The organism is Bacillus cereus group sp. BfR-BA-01331 (assembly GCF_022663915.1).
Classification (GTDB): domain Bacteria; phylum Bacillota; class Bacilli; order Bacillales; family Bacillaceae_G; genus Bacillus_A; species Bacillus_A mycoides.
The window spans coordinates 108,515-127,437 of the sequence record NZ_JAKUGJ010000011.1 but is presented as its reverse complement, the minus strand read 5'-3'; the positions used below and the strand labels follow the sequence as shown (position 1 = coordinate 127,437).

Here is an 18,923-nt window from a genome sequence, read left to right as displayed (position 1 = left end):
TAGAGGATGTTTAAAAAGTCCGGTCAAGATAACTGTCGCATGTCGTCGTTGCAATGCCAGTGCGGTACTCATGTAGGAAAGCTACACTCCGTGTCCTCCTGGCAAATGCGCCTCGACCTACTCGGTTCTCTTGATCCTCCCTTTTAAACTGTTATTGTTAGGGATGTTTAAAAAGTCCGGTCAAGATAACTGTCGCATGTCGCCGTTGCAATGCCAGTGCGGTACTCATGTAGGAAAGCTACACTCCGTGTCCTCCTGGCAAATGCGCCTCGACCTGCTCGGTTCTCTTGATCCTCCTTTTTAAACTTTTATTGATATGAAAACAAACTAGGAGCATAGCTTCTAGTTTGTACTTATTTAATTATTGGGGGATGAAATATGAATGTTTTAGTAATCGGCCGCGGTGGACGTGAGCATGCTTTAGCTTGGAAGTTTGCGCAATCTGAAAAGGTAGAAAAAGTATATGTAGCGCCAGGTAATGAAGGTATGCGAGATGTTGCAACACCAGTTGATATTGATGAAAATGATTTTGATGCATTAGTCTTATTTGCAAAAGAGAAGAATGTTGAATTAACTTTCGTTGGACCAGAGATTCCACTTATGAACGGAATCGTGGATCGTTTTAAGGAAGAGGGACTTCGTGTATTTGGTCCTAATAAAGCGGCTGCTGTTATTGAAGGTAGTAAAGCTTTTACAAAAGAATTGATGAAAAAGTATGATATCCCAACTGCGGCATATGAAACTTTTACAGACTATGAAGAGGCAGTAAAGTACATTCAAAAAGTTGGTGCGCCGATTGTAATTAAGGCAGATGGATTAGCTGCTGGTAAAGGTGTAACGGTAGCAATGACGCTTGAAGATGCATTGCAAGCTGTGAAAGAAATGCTACAAGATGTGAAATTCGGCGCAGCAAGCAAGAAGGTCGTTATTGAAGAGTTTTTAGATGGACAAGAATTTTCATTAATGGCATTTGTAAATGGAACAACTGTACATCCGATGGTAATTGCTCAAGATCATAAACGAGCTTTTGACGGCGATAAAGGTCCTAATACAGGCGGAATGGGCGCATATTCTCCAGTACCACAAATTCCGGAGTCAGCGGTTCAAGAAGCGATTCAAACAGTATTACATCCAACTGCTAAAGCGATGATCCAAGAAAATCGTTCGTTTACAGGAATTTTATATGCGGGGCTTATTTTAACGAATGATGGTCCAAAGGTAATTGAGTTCAATGCACGCTTTGGTGATCCTGAAACGGAAGTTGTATTACCACGCTTAGAAAATGATTTAGTTGATGTATGTAACGCTGTATTAGATGAAAGTGAATTAACGTTACAATGGTCAAAGGAAGCAGTTATTGGTGTCGTACTTGCTTCGAAAGGATATCCAGAAGCATATAAAAAAGGTGAAATTATTAACGGATTAGATGCACTGCAAGATGTGATTGTTTTCCATGCGGGTACAGCGATGAAACATGGTGACTTTGTAACAAACGGTGGCCGTGTATTATTTGTTGCTTGTAAGGCGAATAGTTTACAAGAAGCGAAAGATAAGGTCTATAAAGAAATCGGTAAAATTGAGAGTGATGGTTTATTTTACCGAAGTGATATAGGATATCGTGCAATTGGTCATGAGATGACGAGAAGCTAATGTATAAAAAATCCCGCTGATTTCTCAGCGGGATTTTTATGCATCTTTATCTTTTTTCAATTTCCCTTTTTGCTTTGCCATTTCTCGAAGTAAATACTCGATGTGTGCATTGACGCTACGAAACTCATCATTCGCCCATTTTTCGATGACTGCGTGTAATTCAGGATCAATACGTAATGGAAAGCTTTTCTTTTTGGCCATAATCATTTACAACCTTTAATATAGGCTTCCTGTATTAATAACTGGTTGCGCACCTTTATCTGAAACGATGGCAACTAATAAGTTGTTTACCATATTTGCTTTACGCTCGTCATCTAAATCAAGTACGCCTTCTTCATCTAGCATGAGGATTGAATCTTTAGCCATTTTCACAGCACCTTCAACAATCTCTTTTCGAGCAGCTAATACCGCTTTCGCTTGTTGACGTTGAAGCATTGCATGGGCAATTTCTGTTGCGTAAGCTAAATGTGTTAAACGAGTTTCTAATACTTCTACGCCAGCGATTTCAAGTCGTGCTTCTAACTCACGCTTTAATTCCTCAGAGATTTCTTCAGTATTTCCTCGTAACGTGATGCAAGTTTCATCTTGGAAATTATCATAAGGATATTTTGTAGCAACGTGGCGGATTGCTGTTTCACTTTGAATTTCTACGAATCGATCATAATGCTCAACACCGAAAATTGCTTTTGCGGAATCAACAACTTTATATACGATAACGGCTGCAATTTCAATTGGATTTCCCTCAACATCGTTTACTTTTAATTTCTTACTGTTAAAGTTTTCAACACGTAAAGATACAGTTTGACGAAACGCGAATGGAATTGTTAAAAATAAACCATTTTGACGAATTGTTCCTAAATAACTACCGAAGAACGTAATAACTTTCGCTTGATTCGGTTGAACGATACCGATACCTGTAGCTAAAACAGATGCTAATATGAGAGCTAAAATAGCTATTACAAACATTTCTTGTACAAGGCAAAATACACCGATAGCGGCTAAAACTAAAATTCCAATAACGCCGAGAAATCCATTAACATAAAATACTTGTTTTTCTTTCATATGATCGCCTCCTTGATATAAAAATGATATCACTTTTATATCATTACATGCAAGAGGGTTACACCTAATTTTCTGAATTTTATTGTTTGATATCTTTTATGTACGTTTTAAGGGTGAAAAACGAGAATGTACGTTCTTTTTCGTGGTAAAATAAAGAAGACTTAGCTGCCCACTGCAGCAGCTAAGTCCCTTTGAGAGCATCTTGCATCGTGACAAATGATTCAAAGCGGTTTTGCCAGGATTAATTCTTCAATCGCTGACTCAATCTCTTTGTCAGAAGTGTCATAACTTCCATCTGACTTTGACTTTGGCTTGTCATGACTGGAAGCTGAATTAACTTCTTCTTTATTATGTCCTTTTTCAGTGAAATTCATGCTAGGCATTTTAAATGCGCTCATATTCATATATTTTCCAAACTTACAGGCTTCAACAATAGGGCAGAAACGAACGATTCCCTCCGCAATTTTCATGGCACCAACCCATAGCAAAACTTTAGACCAAGTGCACCAAGGTTTACGTACGAGTTTAGCTGTACTACAACCGAAGAGGATGAGTCCGAGTGTAATTCGAATTAGAGCACTAATTGTGCCGATGTTTTGCTTCATTAGAAAAACACTCCTTTTTTAATTAACTTCGAAATAGAAAATACTATTTCATTTGTTAGTATTCCGTATAAGTTTTTTGATATGTAATCCAACATTTGACGTTGAAAAAGATGTTGGATTGGGCGTGTGTGTAGGTAGTTTTTTTTGTTATAATGAAAGAATGCGTAAAAGGAAGTTCAAAAAGTCCGGTAAAGATAGCTGTCGCATTTCATCGTTGCATACGCCAGTCCGGTAAAGATATAGCAAGGAATGTAAAAAATCTTGATAAAAATTAACTGTTATTTTGAACAGAAATTATATAACTAGAGAAAAGAAAGGGTGTTTTCATGTACGATATTTCCAAATGGAAACATGTGTTTAAGCTTGATCCAAATAAGGAGTTAAGTGACGAACATTTAGAAATGATTTGTGAATCTGGAACGGATGCTGTTATTGTAGGCGGAAGTGATGGAGTGACAATTGATAACGTATTACACATGCTAGTTAGCATTCGTAGATATGCAGTTCCTTGTGTGTTAGAGGTTTCTGATGTGGAGGCAATTACACCAGGATTTGATTTTTATTATATCCCAAGCGTTTTAAATAGCCGAAAAGTAGAATGGGTAACAGGTGTTCATCATGAGGCATTGAAAGAATTTGGGGATATTATGGACTGGGACGAAATTTTCATGGAAGGGTATTGTGTTTTAAACCCTGAAGCGAAAGTAGCCCAGCTTACAGATGCAAAATGTGATTTAACAGAAGATGATGTTATTGCATATGCACGTTTAGCAGACAAGTTATTACATTTACCTATATTCTATTTAGAATATAGCGGGACGTATGGAGATATTGAGCTTGTTAAAAATGTAAAAGCAGAATTGAAACAAGCTAAGCTATATTATGGCGGTGGTATTTCTAATGCAGAACAAGCGAAAGAAATGGCACAGTATGCTGATACAGTAGTTGTTGGAAATATTATTTATGATGATATAAAATCGGCATTAAAAACAGTTAAAGCAGTAAAAGGAGAGTAGGTGCAGGCACATATGAGTACGACAGATAAGTTATTAAATGGTTTAAATCCGCAGCAACAAAAAGCAGTACAAACAACAAATGGAGCACTTCTATTAATGGCAGGCGCAGGTAGTGGGAAAACACGTGTGTTAACACACCGTATTGCATATTTACTTGGTGAAAAAGGTGTGGCGCCATGGAATGTACTAGCAATTACCTTTACAAATAAAGCTGCTCGTGAAATGCGTGAGCGTATTGATAAACTTGTTGGACCAGAAGCAGAAGATATTTGGATTTCTACGTTCCACTCTATGTGCGTACGTATTTTACGACGTGATATTGACCGCATTGGTATTAATCGTAACTTTACAATCTTAGATTCAGGTGATCAGTTAACTGTAGTAAAAAAAATTATGAAGGAGCGCAATATTGACCCGAAGAAGTTTGAGCCGCGCTCTATTTTAGCGGGTATTAGCAATGCGAAAAATGAACTGTTATCTGCAGATAAATATGCAAAAAAAATTACAACCGCTGATCCATATGAAAAATTAACGAGCGATGTATATACAGAATATCAAAAACGTCTTTTGAAAAATAACTCATTAGACTTTGATGATTTAATTATGACGACGATTCAGCTATTTGAACGTGTTCCAGAAGTACTAGAGTTTTATCAGCGTAAATTCCAATATATTCACGTTGATGAGTATCAAGATACGAACAAAGCTCAGTACCTTCTTGTTAAACATTTGGCATCACGTTTTAAAAACCTTTGTGTTGTTGGTGATTCGGATCAGTCTATTTACCGCTGGCGCGGGGCTGACATTTCTAACATTTTGTCATTCGAAAAAGACTATGAGAATGCGCAAGTTATCTTGTTAGAACAAAATTATCGTTCATCACAAAATATTTTAAATGCAGCTAATGCTGTAATTGAAAAAAATTCAAACCGTAAACCGAAGAAATTATGGACAGACAATCAAATTGGAAGCAAAATCTCGTATTATCGTGCTGCAACCGAAAAGGACGAAGCGTATTTTGTTGCGAAAAAAATTCGTGATGATATTCAAATGGGGAACCGAAAATATACTGATTTTGCAGTGTTATATCGTACAAATGCCCAGTCTCGTATGATTGAGGAGATTTTCCTGAAATCTAATATCCCTTACAAAATCGTCGGAGGTACTAAGTTCTACGACCGTAAAGAGATTAAAGACATTTTGGCATACTTACGTTTAATTGGGAATCCAGATGATGAGATTAGTTTTGCACGTATTATAAACATGCCAAAGCGTGGGATTGGTGCGACTTCTATCGATAAAATTATTAATTATGGTGTGCAAAACGGAATCTCATTAACTGCTGTATTTGATGAGATTGAGCATGTTGGTGTAAGTGCAAAAATAACAAAAGCAGTAAAAGAATTCGCAAGTTTATTACACAACTGGGTAAATATGCAAGAGTATTTATCTGTTACAGAATTAGTAGAAGAAGTTATTGAGAAGACAGGCTATCGCGATATGTTGAAAAATGAGCGTTCTTTAGAAGCAGAAGGTCGTTTAGAAAACTTAGACGAGTTTTTATCTGTTACACAAACATTTGAATCCCAAAGCGAAGATAAGAGCCTTGTTGCATTCTTAACAGACTTAGCTCTTGTTGCGGATATTGATCGTGTAGATGAAGATCCAACTGCTGGTGAAGAAGTTATTTTAATGACGATGCACTCAGCAAAAGGATTAGAGTTCCCAGTTGTCTTTATTGTTGGCTTAGAGGAAGGGATATTCCCGCATACTCGTTCTCTTATGGAAGAGGATGAAATGCAAGAAGAGCGTCGTCTTGCCTATGTAGGTATTACTCGTGCAGAAGAAGAGCTATACTTATCCAATGCTCAAATGCGTACTTTATTTGGTAGAACAAGTATGAATGCAGCATCTCGATTTATTACAGAAATTCCGACAGAATTAGTAGAACCATTAAACGAAACAGCACCGAAGCGTGAAACTTCGTTTGGTGCAAAAGGAAGAACGACAAGCGCAACTACAACACGTTCTCGTTCAGCTTTCGCGCGTCCGGCTGTTAAGACGACAGGTGGCGAGCAAATTGGCTGGGGAATAGGCGATAAAGCTGCTCACCAGAAGTGGGGAGTCGGTACAGTTGTAAGTGTAAAGGGTGAAGGAGATTCAAAAGAATTAGATATTGCGTTCCCAAGCCCAATTGGTATTAAACGTTTATTAGCAAAATTTGCACCTGTGACGAAACAATAGGAAAGGACTGAGGATATGTCAAAAGAGATAGCCAAAAAACGTATAGAAGAACTGCGTGATTTGTTAAATACATTTAACTATCAATATCACGTATTAGACAATCCTTCTGTTTCTGATGCGGAATATGACCGTGATATGCAGGAGCTTATAAAATTAGAAGCAGAGAACCCAGAGTTTATGAGTGAAGACTCTCCCTCCATTCGCGTTGGGGGGACTGTTCTTGATATATTTGAAAAGGTAACGCATAAATCACCAATGTTAAGTTTAGGAAACTCGTTTAATGAAGGAGATTTGCGTGATTTTGATCGAAGAGTACATCAGGGAATTGATGATGCGAATGTAAGATATATATGCGAATTAAAAATTGACGGACTTGCTGTTTCACTTCATTATGAAAAAGGACGCTTCATTCAAGGAGCAACACGTGGTGATGGTATAACGGGTGAAGATATTACCCAAAACTTAAAAACGATTAAAGCTATCCCGCTGCGTTTAAATGAAGAAGTAACGTTAGAAGCACGAGGCGAGGCTTATATGCCGAAGCGTTCATTCGTTAAATTAAATGAGGAAAAAGAGCAAAATGGTGAAGATGTATTTGCGAATCCACGTAATGCGGCAGCAGGATCGATACGCCAACTTGATCCGAAAATTGCAGCGAAGCGTAACTTATCTATGTTTGTGTATGGTCTTGCTAATGTAGAAGAAAAAACAATTCCATCCCACAGTGAATCACTGGATTTCTTAGGTGAGCTTGGATTTAAGACGAATCCAAATCGTCGTACATGTGAAACAATTGAAGACGTAATAGCCTATGTAGAAGAGTGGCAAGAAAAACGCCCGCATCTTGATTATGAGATTGACGGAATTGTTATAAAAGTAGACGATGTTGCTATTCAAGAAAGCTTAGGAACTACAGCAAAGAGTCCAAGATGGGCAATAGCTTATAAATTCCCAGCTGAAGAAGTTGTGACGAGATTAACAGGGATTGAATTAAGTGTCGGCCGTACAGGAGTTGTAACACCAACTGCAGAGCTGGAGCCAGTGCGAGTAGCCGGAACTATTGTCCGTCGTGCTTCTTTACATAACGAAGATTTAATTCGTGAAAAGGATATTCGAATTGGTGACTACGTTGTTGTGAAAAAGGCTGGAGATATTATTCCTGAAGTTGTGAACGTTATTTTTGATAAGCGTACTGGTGAGGAAGAAGAATATCATATGCCAACGCATTGTCCAGCATGTGAGAGTGAACTTGTTCGTTTAGAAGAAGAAGTAGCACTTCGATGTATAAATCCGACTTGTCCAGCTCAAATTCGTGAAGGATTAATCCATTTCGTTTCAAGAAATGCAATGAATATTGATGGACTTGGAGAACGTGTAATTACACAACTCTTTGATGCGGATTATATTCGTACGTTTGCTGATTTATATTCATTGACGAAAGAGCAATTATTAGAACTAGAACGTTTCGGTGAAAAATCAGCAACAAATTTAGTCCAAGCAATTGAGAATTCTAAGGAAAACTCATTAGAGCGATTATTATTCGGTCTTGGTATTCGCCACGTCGGTGCGAAAGCCGCACGTACATTTGCTGAGCATTTCGAAACGATGGATGAGCTTGTGAAAGCGACGGAAGAAGAACTAAAAACAATTAACGAGATTGGTGAAAAAATGGCTCAATCCGTTGTAACGTATTTCGATAATGAAGACGTATTAGAGCTATTACAACAATTTAAAGAGTATGGCGTGAACATGGCATACAAAGGTATGAAAATTGCTGATTTACAAAATGTTGAATCGTACTTTGCAGGAAAAACTGTCGTCTTAACAGGGAAATTAGAAGTTATGGGACGCAGTGAAGCAAAGAAGAATATTGAGGCATTAGGTGGAAAAGTAACAGGAAGTGTTAGTAAAAGTACGGATTTAGTTGTTGCTGGTGAAGCTGCTGGTTCGAAATTAGCGCAAGCAGAGAAGCACAATGTTGAAGTTTGGAATGAAGAGAGGTTCTTACAAGAGCTGAATAAGTAAGAGGTGCAAACTTACGATGAAAAAAATAGCGTTAGCGGTATTAAGTCTTAGCCTACTTGTAAGTGGGTGTAGTATGGGTTCCAATAAAGATGAAAAAGCAGCTGAGAAATCGGGGAAAGCGAAAGAGCAAGCTGTTATCCCGAAATACTCGATTTCGGATGAATATTATAAGACAACGGTTCCATTTGATCCAGGTCGTGCACGTGGTTTAGTTGGACAAAGTTTGAACAATCGTCTAGATATAGATGAATTTGAAACGGGACTAATGCGCATTGCGAAAGAATCATTTAGCACGAAAGATTATTTCTTTAAAGGTGGAGACGTTTTAGACACACAAACGATTCAAATGCTTGTGAAAAGAAAGCGTACAGATGCTGAACAAAAAGAGCTAGAGGATAAGTTGAAAAAAGATGCGGTTAAATTTCCGAATGTAGGGTTGAATCCAGCCTTAAGTGAAGGATCAGAATCGCTAGAAGTAAAGAATAAAAAAAGTCCAATGTATATCTCAAATATTTTAGAGCATGATTATTATGTAAGAAAAGGTGAGAACGATGTTGAACGTGGTGGCATTGTAGTTGGATTAGCGATGAATTCTGTTCAATATTATGAGGAAGAGCATGGTTATCCGCGTGAGGCTGCAATTCCAGATGCAAAAATGTTAGCTGAAGGGAAAAGGATGGCCCAAGAAATCTTGAAAGTAATGCAGCAAAAAAAGCCTGAAATAAAAAATATTCCGGTTACATTTGCGATTTATCGTCAAGGTCCAAAGTCTTCGCTTGTACCAGGGAATTTTGTTTCTTATGCTAAGGTAGAAAAAGGCAGTGAAACGGTTGAGGATTGGAAGCCGATCAATGAGAAATACTATTTATTCCCGTCTGAACAAGCGAAATCGGATAATAAACGTGAAGATCTTGCGAGGGTGTCAAACTTTAAAGCAAAATTAAGTGAGTATTTCCAAGGAGATTATACAGCTGTTATCGGTACTGGAATGTATAGAGATGATGAATTAAGAGAAATGAAGCTCGATATTCCTGTCCAATTCAATGGGAAAGCTGAAGTAATTGGTTTTACACAATATGTAGCTGGACTTGTTATGGAATACTTCCCGAATTATATGAAAGTACAAGTAACAATTAAATCTGTAGAACGTCCAGAAGCAATTATTATACGTGAAGCGAAGCAAGATGAACCGTTTGTGAAAATTTTAGATTAAAGATGAGAGCTGTTCCATAAAGGAACAGCTTTTTTTCTTGAAAAATTTTGTTATAATTTTAAATGTTACAAATAAAGGGGTAAGGGGCAAATTCATGGAAGAACTAAGCTTTCAAGTCATTATTCTATTAATTGCATTCGGATTTTTAGCTGCTTTTATTGACTCAGTTGTTGGAGGGGGAGGGTTAATTTCGCTTCCTGCACTTATGTTTGTTGGTTTATCACCAGCTTCGGCAATTGCAACGAATAAATTAGCTGCAACGATGGGGACGCTTACTAGTACAATTTATTTTATTCGATCAGGTAAGGTGGATTTTCGGATTGTAGGAAAGTTAATCCCGTTAACTATTATTGGAGCAGTCGCAGGGGCCTTAGTAGTAAAGTTTATTCCGCCTGATATTTTGCGGCCACTAGTACTCGTAATGTTGGTTTTTATTGCCATTTATATTATTGCGAAAAAAGATTGGGGAAGTGCATCTACCTATAAAAAGATGACAAAAGGGAAAACATTAATATTTTTCTTTGTTATTTTAATGATAGGGTTTTATGATGGTTTTTTTGGACCAGGGACAGGATCCTTTTTAATTTTTGCATTTTTATTAATTGGTTTGGATTTTATTCAAGCGGCAGCATCTGGAAAACTTTTGAACTTCGTTAGTAATATCGTATCTTTAATTACTTTTTTATTTTTAGATGTGATTCATTTTGAATACGGTATAATTATGGGCTTATCAATGATTTTAGGTGCTTATTTTGGATCGAAGTTTGCGGTTCAAAAAGGTGTTGGATATGTAAGGACTTTATTTTTATTAGTTACTATTTTATTAATCGGGAAAAATGTTTTGGAATATACTCATATTTTGTAGATTCATACGTATGTATGAATCTCTTTTTTTTTATTATATTTTAAAAATTTATTAATTTTTAAAATATAAGTCTAGGAATATTTGAATAAATCTAAATTATCGTGTAGAATAATGTTGTAAAATGTAAACGTTTTTCTAAGGGGAGGCTAAAAAGATGGTAGTAGCATACAAACATGAGCCATTTACAGATTTTTCAGTAGAGGCTAACAAATTAGCGTTTGAAGAGGGTTTAAAGAAAGTAGAATCTTATCTTGGACAAGACTATCCATTAATTATCGGGGGAGAAAAAATCACTACAGAAGACAAAATTGTTTCTGTAAACCCTGCAAATAAAGAGGAACTTGTTGGTCGCGTTTCAAAAGCAAGCCGTGAATTAGCTGAAAAAGCAATGCAAGTAGCGGATGCAACATTCCAAACTTGGAGAAAGTCAAAACCAGAAATGCGTGCAGATATTTTATTCCGTGCTGCAGCAATCGTTCGTCGTAGAAAACATGAGTTCTCTGCTATTCTTGTAAAAGAAGCAGGTAAACCATGGAATGAGGCAGATGCTGATACAGCAGAAGCAATCGATTTTATGGAATATTATGCTCGTCAAATGTTGAAATTAAAAGACGGTATTCCAGTAGAAAGCCGTCCAATTGAATATAATCGTTTCTCTTACATTCCATTAGGAGTAGGTGTTATTATTTCTCCTTGGAACTTCCCATTCGCAATTATGGCAGGTATGACAACAGCTGCTGTAGTTTCTGGTAACACAGTATTACTAAAACCAGCTAGTACAACTCCTGTAGTAGCAGCGAAATTTATGGAAGTATTAGAAGAAGCTGGTTTACCAGCTGGCGTAGTAAACTTCGTTCCAGGTAATGGCTCTGAAGTTGGTGACTACTTAGTAGATCACCCTCGTACACGTTTCGTTAGCTTTACTGGATCTCGCGATGTAGGTATTCGTATTTACGAACGTGCAGCAAAAGTAAACCCGGGACAAATTTGGTTAAAACGTGTTATCGCTGAAATGGGCGGTAAAGATACAATCGTTGTTGATAAAGAGGCAGATCTTGAATTAGCAGCTAAATCTATCGTTGCATCAGCATTCGGATTCTCAGGACAAAAATGTTCTGCATGTTCTCGTGCAGTAATCCATGAAGATGTATACGATCATGTATTAAATCGTGCTGTTGAATTAACAAAAGAATTAACAGTAGGTAACCCAGATGCAAAAGATATTAACATGGGACCTGTTAATGACCAAGCTGCATTCGATAAAGTAATGAGCTATGTTGCAATTGGTAAAGAAGAAGGTAAAATCGTATCAGGTGGCGAAGGAGACGATTCTAAAGGCTGGTTCATCCAACCAACAATCGTTGCTGACGTTGCAGAAGATGCTCGCTTAATGAAAGAAGAAATCTTCGGACCAGTAGTAGCATTCTGTAAAGCAAAAGACTTTGATCATGCACTTGCAATTGCAAACAATACAGAATACGGTTTAACAGGAGCAGTTGTTACTAACAACCGTGACCATATTGAAAAAGCACGTGAAGACTTCCACGTTGGTAACTTATACTTCAACCGTGGATGTACTGGTGCAATCGTAGGTTACCAACCATTCGGTGGCTTTAACATGTCTGGTACAGACTCTAAAGCTGGTGGTCCTGACTACTTAGCACTTCACATGCAAGCAAAAACTACTTCTGAAACTTTATAAGAAATAGTAGAAGAGATCTTCACAGTCTGTGAAGATCTCTTCTTTTTGAGAAACTCTCTATAATAGGAGTTAGTTAATTTGAATCGAAAGGTATTACCGTATATTACTATTTGGTGGTTGGAACTAGCTAAACCCTATTAATATCGGGATAAACATGTAAATAGAAACAAAACAACGAGAAAAATTGACTTATTAGTCATATTTTTTAGTATTCATTTTGAGGATTTCCTGTATAATACAATTTGAAAGAAAATCTATGGTTAGACAAGAGAACACTCCTTTCGGCTTTGCTAACTGAAAGGAGTGTTTTTTTTAGGGCGCTAAAAACTCTTCTGTACTCATTATATTTGCGTATACTCCATTTAAACTCGCCAAAATTGTATTATGAATATAAACAGCTGGTATAGTAGCATTCTTAAATGAAAGATCTTTTGTAGCACAAGCATCGTGTATTACGGTACAGTGAAGGCCAAAATCAAAAGCAGCTCTTACTGTAGCATCAATACACATATGGGTCATCATCCCGCATATTACGACGTGCTCAATTCCTGAACGTTGTAATTGTTCTAGAAGATCAGTTTCTCGGAAGCTATTTGGATAATGTTTAAGGATAACGGTTTCCTCTCTAAGTGGACGGACATTTTCGTGAATATGGACACCTTCTGTATTGGGTAGGAAAAAAGTAGCGCTATCTTTTATAGCTACATGTTGGATATGAAAAATAGGTTCGTTTCTTATTCTAAAATGTTGTAGTAGCTGACTAGCATATTCACTTGCTTCTACTGGATTACGTAATTCCATCATTCCACTTGGAAAATAATCATTTTGAATGTCGACGAGCAAAAGAGCTGTTTTCATATATCTATCTTCCTCCGATTTCATATTCAAATAATGTTATTCAATGAGTAGAGAAGATTCTCCTTTTTAAAAGTATGAGTGAGAAGGATTTTACATAACTTTAAAAATCACTATTGTATTGTTACTTCTTATTTAAAAATTTAAATAGAGAAATAATTAATGTTTTTTCTAAAAATTGTATTGACTCTCATTATTCTGAGTTCTATAATAAGACTTAATTAAACGACAATTAAATCGATACACTCTTATCCAGAGAGGTGGAGGGACTGGCCCTACGATACCTCAGCAACGGGTTTTTTAATACCGTGCTAACTCCAGCAAGCCTATAAAGGCTTGGAAGATGAGAAGATGTGAATGAGTACATATAAAAGTGCTCTCCTTCTTATCTTTTATTACTGATAAGAAGGAGAGCACTTTTTATTTTACCTCGAAAGCTCTACTTCAAGTTTTTACAGCATATAGGAGGGAAGAAAATGATTTCTTTTAACAATGTGAGTAAAGTATATGAATCAGGTGGGCAATCTGTTCATGCGGTTGAGGATGTAACGCTGTCAGTTGAAAAGGGCGAAATTTTCGGCATTATCGGATTTAGTGGTGCTGGAAAGAGTACGTTATTACGTTTAGTAAATATGTTAGAAAGACCAACTGCAGGAACAATTTCAATAGATGATAAAGATATTACATCATTATCGGCGAAAGAATTACGGAAACTAAGACAAAGAATTGGGATGATTTTCCAAAGTTTCAATCTATTTAATTCAAGAACGGTGTTTGGGAACATTGCTTATCCATTAAGGTTAGCGAAATTGCCGAAGAATGAGATAAAAGAAAGAGTGAATGAACTACTAAAATTTGTTGGTTTAGAAGATAAAGCGAACTATTATCCAGAGCAGTTATCAGGTGGGCAAAAGCAGCGTGTTGGGATTGCAAGAGCACTTGCGACATCACCGGATATTCTCATATGTGATGAGGCAACATCAGCTTTAGATCCGGAAACAACGACAGAAATCTTAAATTTATTAAAGAAAGTAAATAGAGAGTACAATTTAACGATTCTACTTATTACACATGAAATGCACGTTGTGAAAGAAATTTGTCACCGTGTAGCCGTTATGGAAAAAGGAAAAGTAATTGAAGAAGGTAAACTGTTTGACGTTTTCACACAACCAAAAACAAAGACAACTCAAAATTTTGTACGCTCTGTTATTAATGATCACTTACCAGAAAGTGTTCTAGCGAAAATTCAAAACGGAGGTCAGATTTATCGCCTGACTTTTACTGGGGAAGAGACAGGGCAGCCTGTACTATCATATATTGCGAAAAACTATAACGTCGATGTAAATGTTCTTTATGGAAATATTATTGAACTCCAAAATGTGCTATTTGGAAATCTTCTTGTAGAACTACAAGGTGAACAGAAAGAAATTCAAAAAGCATTACAACATCTAAGACTGCAAGTGCAGCTGAAGGAGGTAGAAGCACATGCGAGTTGATTGGAGTATATTTTGGCCTCGCATATTAGATGCGACGGGGGATACCCTCTTAATGGTAATTGTAACCCTTATATTCGCTACAATTCTTGGTATACCTCTAGGTTTACTGTTGTATGTAACGAGGAAAGGAAACTTTTTAGAAAATAAATGGGTCTTTTCTATTCTTAATATCATAATTAATACAATTCGTCCGGTTCCATTCATTATCTTTTTAGTAGCTTTAAGCCCACTAACAAGAAGTGTTATCGGAACGACGATTGGAACGGCAGCAGCAATCTTTCCAATGACGCTAGTTGCATCAATTGGTATTGCTAGAATGGTTGAAACAAATCTTGTTTCTGTTCCGAAAGGGGTAATTGAAGCAGCGCAAGCAATGGGTGCTTCACCAATTAGAATTGTTTTTGAAATCCTCGTGCCAGAAGCGTTAGCACCATTAATCTTAGGTGTAACGTTTATGACAGTTGGTTTAATTGAATTTTCTGCAGTTGCTGGACTTGTCGGTGGTGGAGGTCTTGGCGACTTAGCAATGACATATGGTTATCTACGTTTTGATACGTCAGTTATGTTCGTAACGGTCGTTTTACTTATTATTCTTGTACAGGTAGCTCAAAATTTAGGGAACTACTTTGCGAAAGTCTTTTTACGCAGATCATAAAAAGGAAGAGGGGAAAAGAAAATGAAGAAAATTTTAGCATTTGCATTATCAGCGATCGTAGGAATTACAGCGTTAAGCGGCTGCTCAGGTGGAGACACAGGTGCAGGCGCGAAAGAGAAAGTAGTTCGCGTAGGTGTAACTGGAACAGATGGAGACGCTTGGGAAATTTTAAAGAAAAAAGCTGAAAAAGAAGGGATTAAAGTTAAACTGGTTGAGTTCTCGGATTACACAACGCCCAACAAAGCGTTAGCTGATGGAGATATTGAACTAAACTCATTCCAGCACATTGCTTTCTTAGAGCAATTTAAAAAGGAGCATAAGTTAGATATTACAGCTGTTGGTACAACGCAAATTGCGCCGATGGGCTTATACTCTGAAAAATATAAGAAAGCAAATGAAATTCCAGATGGTTCGGAAATTGCTATTCCGAATGATCCAACGAACCAAGCGCGTGCATTAAAACTTCTTGATGCAGCTGGATTATTAAAGCTTAAGAAAGATTTCGGTCTATTTGGAGATCCAAGCGGCATTGCTGAAAATCCGAAGAAGCTAAAGATTACACCGGTTATCGCACAGCAAACACCTCGTGTATTAAAAGATGTAGCAGCTTCAGTTATTAATAACGGTGTTGCTGGTCAAGCTGGATTAGATCCAGCGAAGGATCCTATTTTCTTAGAAGATCCAAAGAATGAAAATGCAAAGGCCTATATTAATATTTTCGCAGCTCGTACGAAAGACAAAGATGATCCAACGCTGAAAAAAGTAATTGAATTGTATCATTCAAAAGAAGTAACAGATGCAATTAAGAAAGAAACGAATGATGGTTCAATTTCAGTAGATCTTTCACTTGATGAGCTTGCAAAAATCGCAAAATAATATTGAGTTTAACGGACTAGCAGTAGGAACCCCTCCGCTGTTAGCTCGTTCAACATATAATCTACTTAACAAACAAAACCCTAATTCTGTACCTTCCAATTTTGTATAACATAGAATCCAATGTTTGTTAAGTAGAGTGATGGACCAGGAGTTTTCCTGGTCTTTTTTTAATTAAAGCAGCTGGCTAATAATAAGGAAATCCAAATTATGATTGGGTAAGAGATTAAACTAAAAATGAGTGTACTTGCTAATTTCTTTTTAGGGATTAATAGTTTCTTTGATGAAAATAAGAAAAGAGAAAATAGGATAATGATAGATGCTGAGATTACTCCTGGATTATAAGAACGATAAATGAAATACAAGATAATATGTTGAACGGCGTTAAAGAAGATACAGCCCTGTATAAAAATGATCAAGTAAATAGAAGATATGATGCTTAATTGATATAGAATGACTATGAGTAAGACGAAGGTTGTTAATATGGAAATTGCAATGAAAAATTGTTTGTTAGTTATAAAATGGATCGAAAATCGATTAGCGATATATTGTGGCATTTGGAAAGCTTCTTCAAGGTTATGAAAAAAGAATAGAAGGGGGATTAGCCTGATTGTATTAGTGGTGAAATGTCTTGTTGAAGATGTTTTTATCAACTTATATCAGCTCCAATAAAGGGATAGAAAGCCTATAAGAAAAGGCTTTCTACAAGGGTATAGTTATTCAATTATGATGCTTTTTAAATTACTCTCAGGTTGCGGTTGTTCTTCAGCATAGGAGGAGAGCTCCTCTTGCAAAATATTTAGTGCGTGCTTAGCTGATTGCTGAATCGGATTCGGTAGCTCTTCTAATATACGCATACCGATTTTTATTTTTGTACGAATTATCTTCCTTAGTAATTCCTCACGCATGCACTACACCTCCAAATCGAATGTTCAGTACATCCTCTTCAAATTTTGCCCCTTGAATAGAAAGGTGTGTTAACGTTTTGGGTAATGTGATGTTGCGTTTAACAGAACCAGCACGAATGATAAGCTCGTCACCTTTTTGATTTAATGAAAGTTCACTTTTGTTTGAGAAGGGAATAGACAGAACGAAAATATACTCATCGCCATCTTTTTTTACATATTGTGTGCGGCCATTAAATTTCACTTCAGTAGGAGAAGGGTCTGATTTGAATAAAGTATTTCCTACACGCTCTAACATAGGTAAACCAACAACTTCTTGTTCAAACATCGGAGCTTCGTAAATAGGAAGTGGCTGAAAACTATCTTTAATTAACGCCTTATATTTCTTTTGTGTATCTTTCCATGCCTGAAAGTAAGGGTCGGTAACAGTGTTAGGGATGACGCGGTTAATCATAATGGCATCTACGTTATAATCGTATAAGTTTAAATACGTAAAGCTGCGCTGAGCTTCTTTAATGACCATTTTTTCAGGATTTACAACAACGCGAATGCTCGTTACTTCTCGGTTTGATAAAATATCTCTCATTTCTCCAAGTTGTTCAAGCGTATTCGTTAATTCGTCCATAATATCATCAGTTGGAAGGGGGACACCAAGAAGTGGTTGAGCTACAGGACGAACAACTTTTAAAATCTTTCTTTTAATAGGAAAGAGTTTTTCCATCCACCAGCCGAGCATGTCTGGAAAGCTAAGCATTGCTAAAGTTTCTCCAGTCGGTGCGCAATCAATAATGATGACGTCGTAAGTGTTGTGTTTATAATAATCGAGTACTCGAAGTAAGCTAATTAAATCTTCCATACCAGGAAACATTGTTAATTCTTCTGTTGTAATATCATCGGCTGCTTTGGAAGTGAAGAGTAGTGTAATATATTTCTGCAATTTCCCCCAGCCTTTTTCCATTTCATAAATAGTGTTAATTTCTTGTGCCCACAAGTTTTCGCGAATTTCTAGTGGCTCAGAAGATAGTTTTATGCCAAATGAATCCCCTAAACTATGAGCAGGATCTGTGCTCATTACTAAGGTTTTTAATCCTTGTTTTGCACTTTGGATTGCTGTTGCTGCTGAAATGCTAGTTTTTCCTACGCCGCCTTTACCTGTATACAGAATAATTCTCATCATTAATATCCCCTTTGTTTCGAATGTCGAATATTACGAGTGTCGAAATATTTAATTGAATAAAAACCCAACTAGGGTCTTATTCAATCGGAATGTTTTTCATTTTAGGTGTAGAAACCTTTTCTTCTGTTTTTTGCTGTGACGTAGCAATGTGATTCATGATCTTTTGGAATATTTGTAGTAAGAATGCTTTTTCTTCTTCTGACAATGCGTCTGTCACTAGGCTAAAGTAATGGGCCGCATTTTGTTTTACTTCTTGAACGAGCATTACGCCGTTTTCTGTTAAACGAATTAATACAATGCGTCGATCGCTTTCATTCCGGTAGCGTTCAATATATCCCTTTTTTACAAGGCGATTTACAACGCCCGTTGTGGTACTCATCGGTATATCCAGAAGATCAGCAATTTTTGTCATTGTAATATCCGTATTTCGCTCCATCCAAAGTAAACAAAATACTTCTGTCTTGGAAAGTGTTAAATCAAGGCTTACCCATTCTTCAGGATAGAAAAGTTTCTTGGCGTTATCTAGCAGTAAGTCTAAAAAATGTTCATATTGCAACAATTATTTCCACTCCCGTATATT

18 protein-coding genes and 1 riboswitch are annotated in these 18,923 nt (G+C 36.8%); of the genes, 10 read left to right on the top strand and 8 right to left on the bottom strand.

The genetic code is table 11. The annotated features are described in order from the left end of the window. Positions 1 to 378 precede the first annotated feature (378 nt). A complete protein-coding gene (gene purD, locus MR155_RS19930; RefSeq protein WP_242310906.1) occupies positions 379 to 1,650 on the top strand; it encodes a phosphoribosylamine--glycine ligase in 1,272 nt (423 codons plus the stop codon). Between the two features lie 36 nt (positions 1,651 to 1,686). Here the strand turns inward: purD and MR155_RS19925 are convergent, their stop codons facing one another. From MR155_RS19925 to MR155_RS19915, 3 genes are all read right to left on the bottom strand, one after another. Further along, on the bottom strand, positions 1,687 to 1,851 hold the full coding sequence (locus tag MR155_RS19925; protein WP_001085171.1) for a type II toxin-antitoxin system antitoxin: 165 nt from the start codon (positions 1,849 to 1,851) through the stop codon (positions 1,687 to 1,689). A 15-nt stretch (positions 1,852 to 1,866) separates the two neighbouring features. After that, positions 1,867 to 2,712 (bottom strand): SPFH domain-containing protein, encoded by an 846-nt coding sequence (locus MR155_RS19920; protein ID WP_219300556.1) that lies wholly within the window; start codon positions 2,710 to 2,712, stop codon positions 1,867 to 1,869. Between the two features lie 221 nt (positions 2,713 to 2,933). Beyond that, positions 2,934 to 3,317 carry a YgaP family membrane protein gene (locus MR155_RS19915; protein ID WP_219300554.1) on the bottom strand — a complete coding sequence of 128 codons (384 nt, stop codon included), beginning with the start codon at positions 3,315 to 3,317 and terminating at the stop codon, positions 2,934 to 2,936. A gap of 326 nt (positions 3,318 to 3,643) precedes the next feature. Between MR155_RS19915 and pcrB the strand changes: the two genes are divergently transcribed. The 6 genes from pcrB to pruA all read left to right on the top strand — a co-directional run bounded on the left by pcrB (position 3,644) and on the right by pruA (position 12,382). Further along, the gene (gene pcrB, locus MR155_RS19910) at positions 3,644 to 4,333 is read left to right on the top strand and encodes a heptaprenylglyceryl phosphate synthase (RefSeq protein ID WP_113735433.1); all 690 of its coding nucleotides are present in this window, start codon (positions 3,644 to 3,646) and stop codon (positions 4,331 to 4,333) included. Positions 4,334 to 4,345: 12 nt separating this feature from the next. Beyond that, positions 4,346 to 6,577 carry a DNA helicase PcrA gene (pcrA, locus tag MR155_RS19905; RefSeq protein ID WP_219300552.1) on the top strand — a complete coding sequence of 744 codons (2,232 nt, stop codon included), beginning with the start codon at positions 4,346 to 4,348 and terminating at the stop codon, positions 6,575 to 6,577. Between the two features lie 15 nt (positions 6,578 to 6,592). Further along, entirely contained in the window at positions 6,593 to 8,602 is a 2,010-nt protein-coding gene (ligA, locus tag MR155_RS19900) for an NAD-dependent DNA ligase LigA (protein WP_242310905.1), read from the top strand. A 16-nt stretch (positions 8,603 to 8,618) separates the two neighbouring features. After that, positions 8,619 to 9,815, top strand: coding sequence for a CamS family sex pheromone protein (locus tag MR155_RS19895; RefSeq protein WP_242310904.1), 1,197 nt, complete (start codon positions 8,619 to 8,621; stop codon positions 9,813 to 9,815). 94 nt (positions 9,816 to 9,909) lie between these two features. After that, positions 9,910 to 10,680: a TSUP family transporter gene (locus MR155_RS19890; RefSeq protein WP_002010034.1), complete on the top strand. Its 771-nt coding sequence runs from the start codon at positions 9,910 to 9,912 to the stop codon at positions 10,678 to 10,680. Positions 10,681 to 10,834: 154 nt separating this feature from the next. Further along, positions 10,835 to 12,382, top strand: coding sequence for an L-glutamate gamma-semialdehyde dehydrogenase (gene pruA / locus MR155_RS19885; RefSeq protein WP_002124887.1), 1,548 nt, complete (start codon positions 10,835 to 10,837; stop codon positions 12,380 to 12,382). Between the two features lie 312 nt (positions 12,383 to 12,694). Here pruA and MR155_RS19880 read toward each other — a convergent pair whose 3' ends face one another. Then, positions 12,695 to 13,240 (bottom strand): cysteine hydrolase family protein, encoded by a 546-nt coding sequence (locus MR155_RS19880; RefSeq protein ID WP_016093464.1) that lies wholly within the window; start codon positions 13,238 to 13,240, stop codon positions 12,695 to 12,697. Positions 13,241 to 13,482: 242 nt separating this feature from the next. Next, a riboswitch (SAM riboswitch) is annotated at positions 13,483 to 13,587 on the top strand. 126 nt (positions 13,588 to 13,713) lie between these two features. Between MR155_RS19880 and MR155_RS19875 the strand changes: the two genes are divergently transcribed. The 3 genes from MR155_RS19875 to MR155_RS19865 are packed head-to-tail and all read left to right on the top strand — an operon-like array spanning position 13,714 to position 16,264. After that, positions 13,714 to 14,733 carry a methionine ABC transporter ATP-binding protein gene (locus MR155_RS19875; RefSeq protein WP_002029486.1) on the top strand — a complete coding sequence of 340 codons (1,020 nt, stop codon included), beginning with the start codon at positions 13,714 to 13,716 and terminating at the stop codon, positions 14,731 to 14,733. Next, the gene (locus tag MR155_RS19870; RefSeq protein WP_113938038.1) at positions 14,723 to 15,388 is read left to right on the top strand and encodes a methionine ABC transporter permease; all 666 of its coding nucleotides are present in this window, start codon (positions 14,723 to 14,725) and stop codon (positions 15,386 to 15,388) included. The genes MR155_RS19875 and MR155_RS19870 overlap by 11 nt, the downstream gene beginning before the upstream one ends. Before the next feature lie 21 nt (positions 15,389 to 15,409). Further along, positions 15,410 to 16,264: a MetQ/NlpA family ABC transporter substrate-binding protein gene (locus MR155_RS19865; protein ID WP_113938037.1), complete on the top strand. Its 855-nt coding sequence runs from the start codon at positions 15,410 to 15,412 to the stop codon at positions 16,262 to 16,264. A gap of 167 nt (positions 16,265 to 16,431) precedes the next feature. Here MR155_RS19865 and MR155_RS19860 read toward each other — a convergent pair whose 3' ends face one another. The 4 genes from MR155_RS19860 to MR155_RS19845 form a co-directional block, all read right to left on the bottom strand. After that, entirely contained in the window at positions 16,432 to 16,914 is a 483-nt protein-coding gene (locus tag MR155_RS19860) for an HXXEE domain-containing protein (RefSeq protein ID WP_242310903.1), read from the bottom strand. A gap of 63 nt (positions 16,915 to 16,977) precedes the next feature. After that, positions 16,978 to 17,169 carry a DUF3926 domain-containing protein gene (locus MR155_RS19855; RefSeq protein WP_242310902.1) on the bottom strand — a complete coding sequence of 64 codons (192 nt, stop codon included), beginning with the start codon at positions 17,167 to 17,169 and terminating at the stop codon, positions 16,978 to 16,980. Beyond that, the gene (locus tag MR155_RS19850) at positions 17,162 to 18,343 is read right to left on the bottom strand and encodes an ArsA family ATPase (RefSeq protein WP_242310901.1); all 1,182 of its coding nucleotides are present in this window, start codon (positions 18,341 to 18,343) and stop codon (positions 17,162 to 17,164) included. Before MR155_RS19850 ends, MR155_RS19855 begins: the two co-directional genes overlap by 8 nt. Positions 18,344 to 18,419: 76 nt before the next feature. Next, on the bottom strand, positions 18,420 to 18,902 hold the full coding sequence (locus MR155_RS19845; protein WP_000942491.1) for a MarR family winged helix-turn-helix transcriptional regulator: 483 nt from the start codon (positions 18,900 to 18,902) through the stop codon (positions 18,420 to 18,422). Positions 18,903 to 18,923: the final 21 nt, after the last annotated feature.

Coding starts and splice junctions, on each gene's coding strand:
- purD (WP_242310906.1), top strand. CDS start 379: ATGAATGTTTTAGTAATCGGCCGCGGTGGACGTGAGCATGCTTTAGCT.
- MR155_RS19925 (WP_001085171.1), bottom strand. CDS start 1,851: ATGGCCAAAAAGAAAAGCTTTCCATTACGTATTGATCCTGAATTACAC.
- MR155_RS19920 (WP_219300556.1), bottom strand. CDS start 2,712: ATGAAAGAAAAACAAGTATTTTATGTTAATGGATTTCTCGGCGTTATT.
- MR155_RS19915 (WP_219300554.1), bottom strand. CDS start 3,317: ATGAAGCAAAACATCGGCACAATTAGTGCTCTAATTCGAATTACACTC.
- pcrB (WP_113735433.1), top strand. CDS start 3,644: ATGTACGATATTTCCAAATGGAAACATGTGTTTAAGCTTGATCCAAAT.
- pcrA (WP_219300552.1), top strand. CDS start 4,346: ATGAGTACGACAGATAAGTTATTAAATGGTTTAAATCCGCAGCAACAA.
- ligA (WP_242310905.1), top strand. CDS start 6,593: ATGTCAAAAGAGATAGCCAAAAAACGTATAGAAGAACTGCGTGATTTG.
- MR155_RS19895 (WP_242310904.1), top strand. CDS start 8,619: ATGAAAAAAATAGCGTTAGCGGTATTAAGTCTTAGCCTACTTGTAAGT.
- MR155_RS19890 (WP_002010034.1), top strand. CDS start 9,910: ATGGAAGAACTAAGCTTTCAAGTCATTATTCTATTAATTGCATTCGGA.
- pruA (WP_002124887.1), top strand. CDS start 10,835: ATGGTAGTAGCATACAAACATGAGCCATTTACAGATTTTTCAGTAGAG.
- MR155_RS19880 (WP_016093464.1), bottom strand. CDS start 13,240: ATGAAAACAGCTCTTTTGCTCGTCGACATTCAAAATGATTATTTTCCA.
- MR155_RS19875 (WP_002029486.1), top strand. CDS start 13,714: ATGATTTCTTTTAACAATGTGAGTAAAGTATATGAATCAGGTGGGCAA.
- MR155_RS19870 (WP_113938038.1), top strand. CDS start 14,723: ATGCGAGTTGATTGGAGTATATTTTGGCCTCGCATATTAGATGCGACG.
- MR155_RS19865 (WP_113938037.1), top strand. CDS start 15,410: ATGAAGAAAATTTTAGCATTTGCATTATCAGCGATCGTAGGAATTACA.
- MR155_RS19855 (WP_242310902.1), bottom strand. CDS start 17,169: ATGCGTGAGGAATTACTAAGGAAGATAATTCGTACAAAAATAAAAATC.
- MR155_RS19850 (WP_242310901.1), bottom strand. CDS start 18,343: ATGATGAGAATTATTCTGTATACAGGTAAAGGCGGCGTAGGAAAAACT.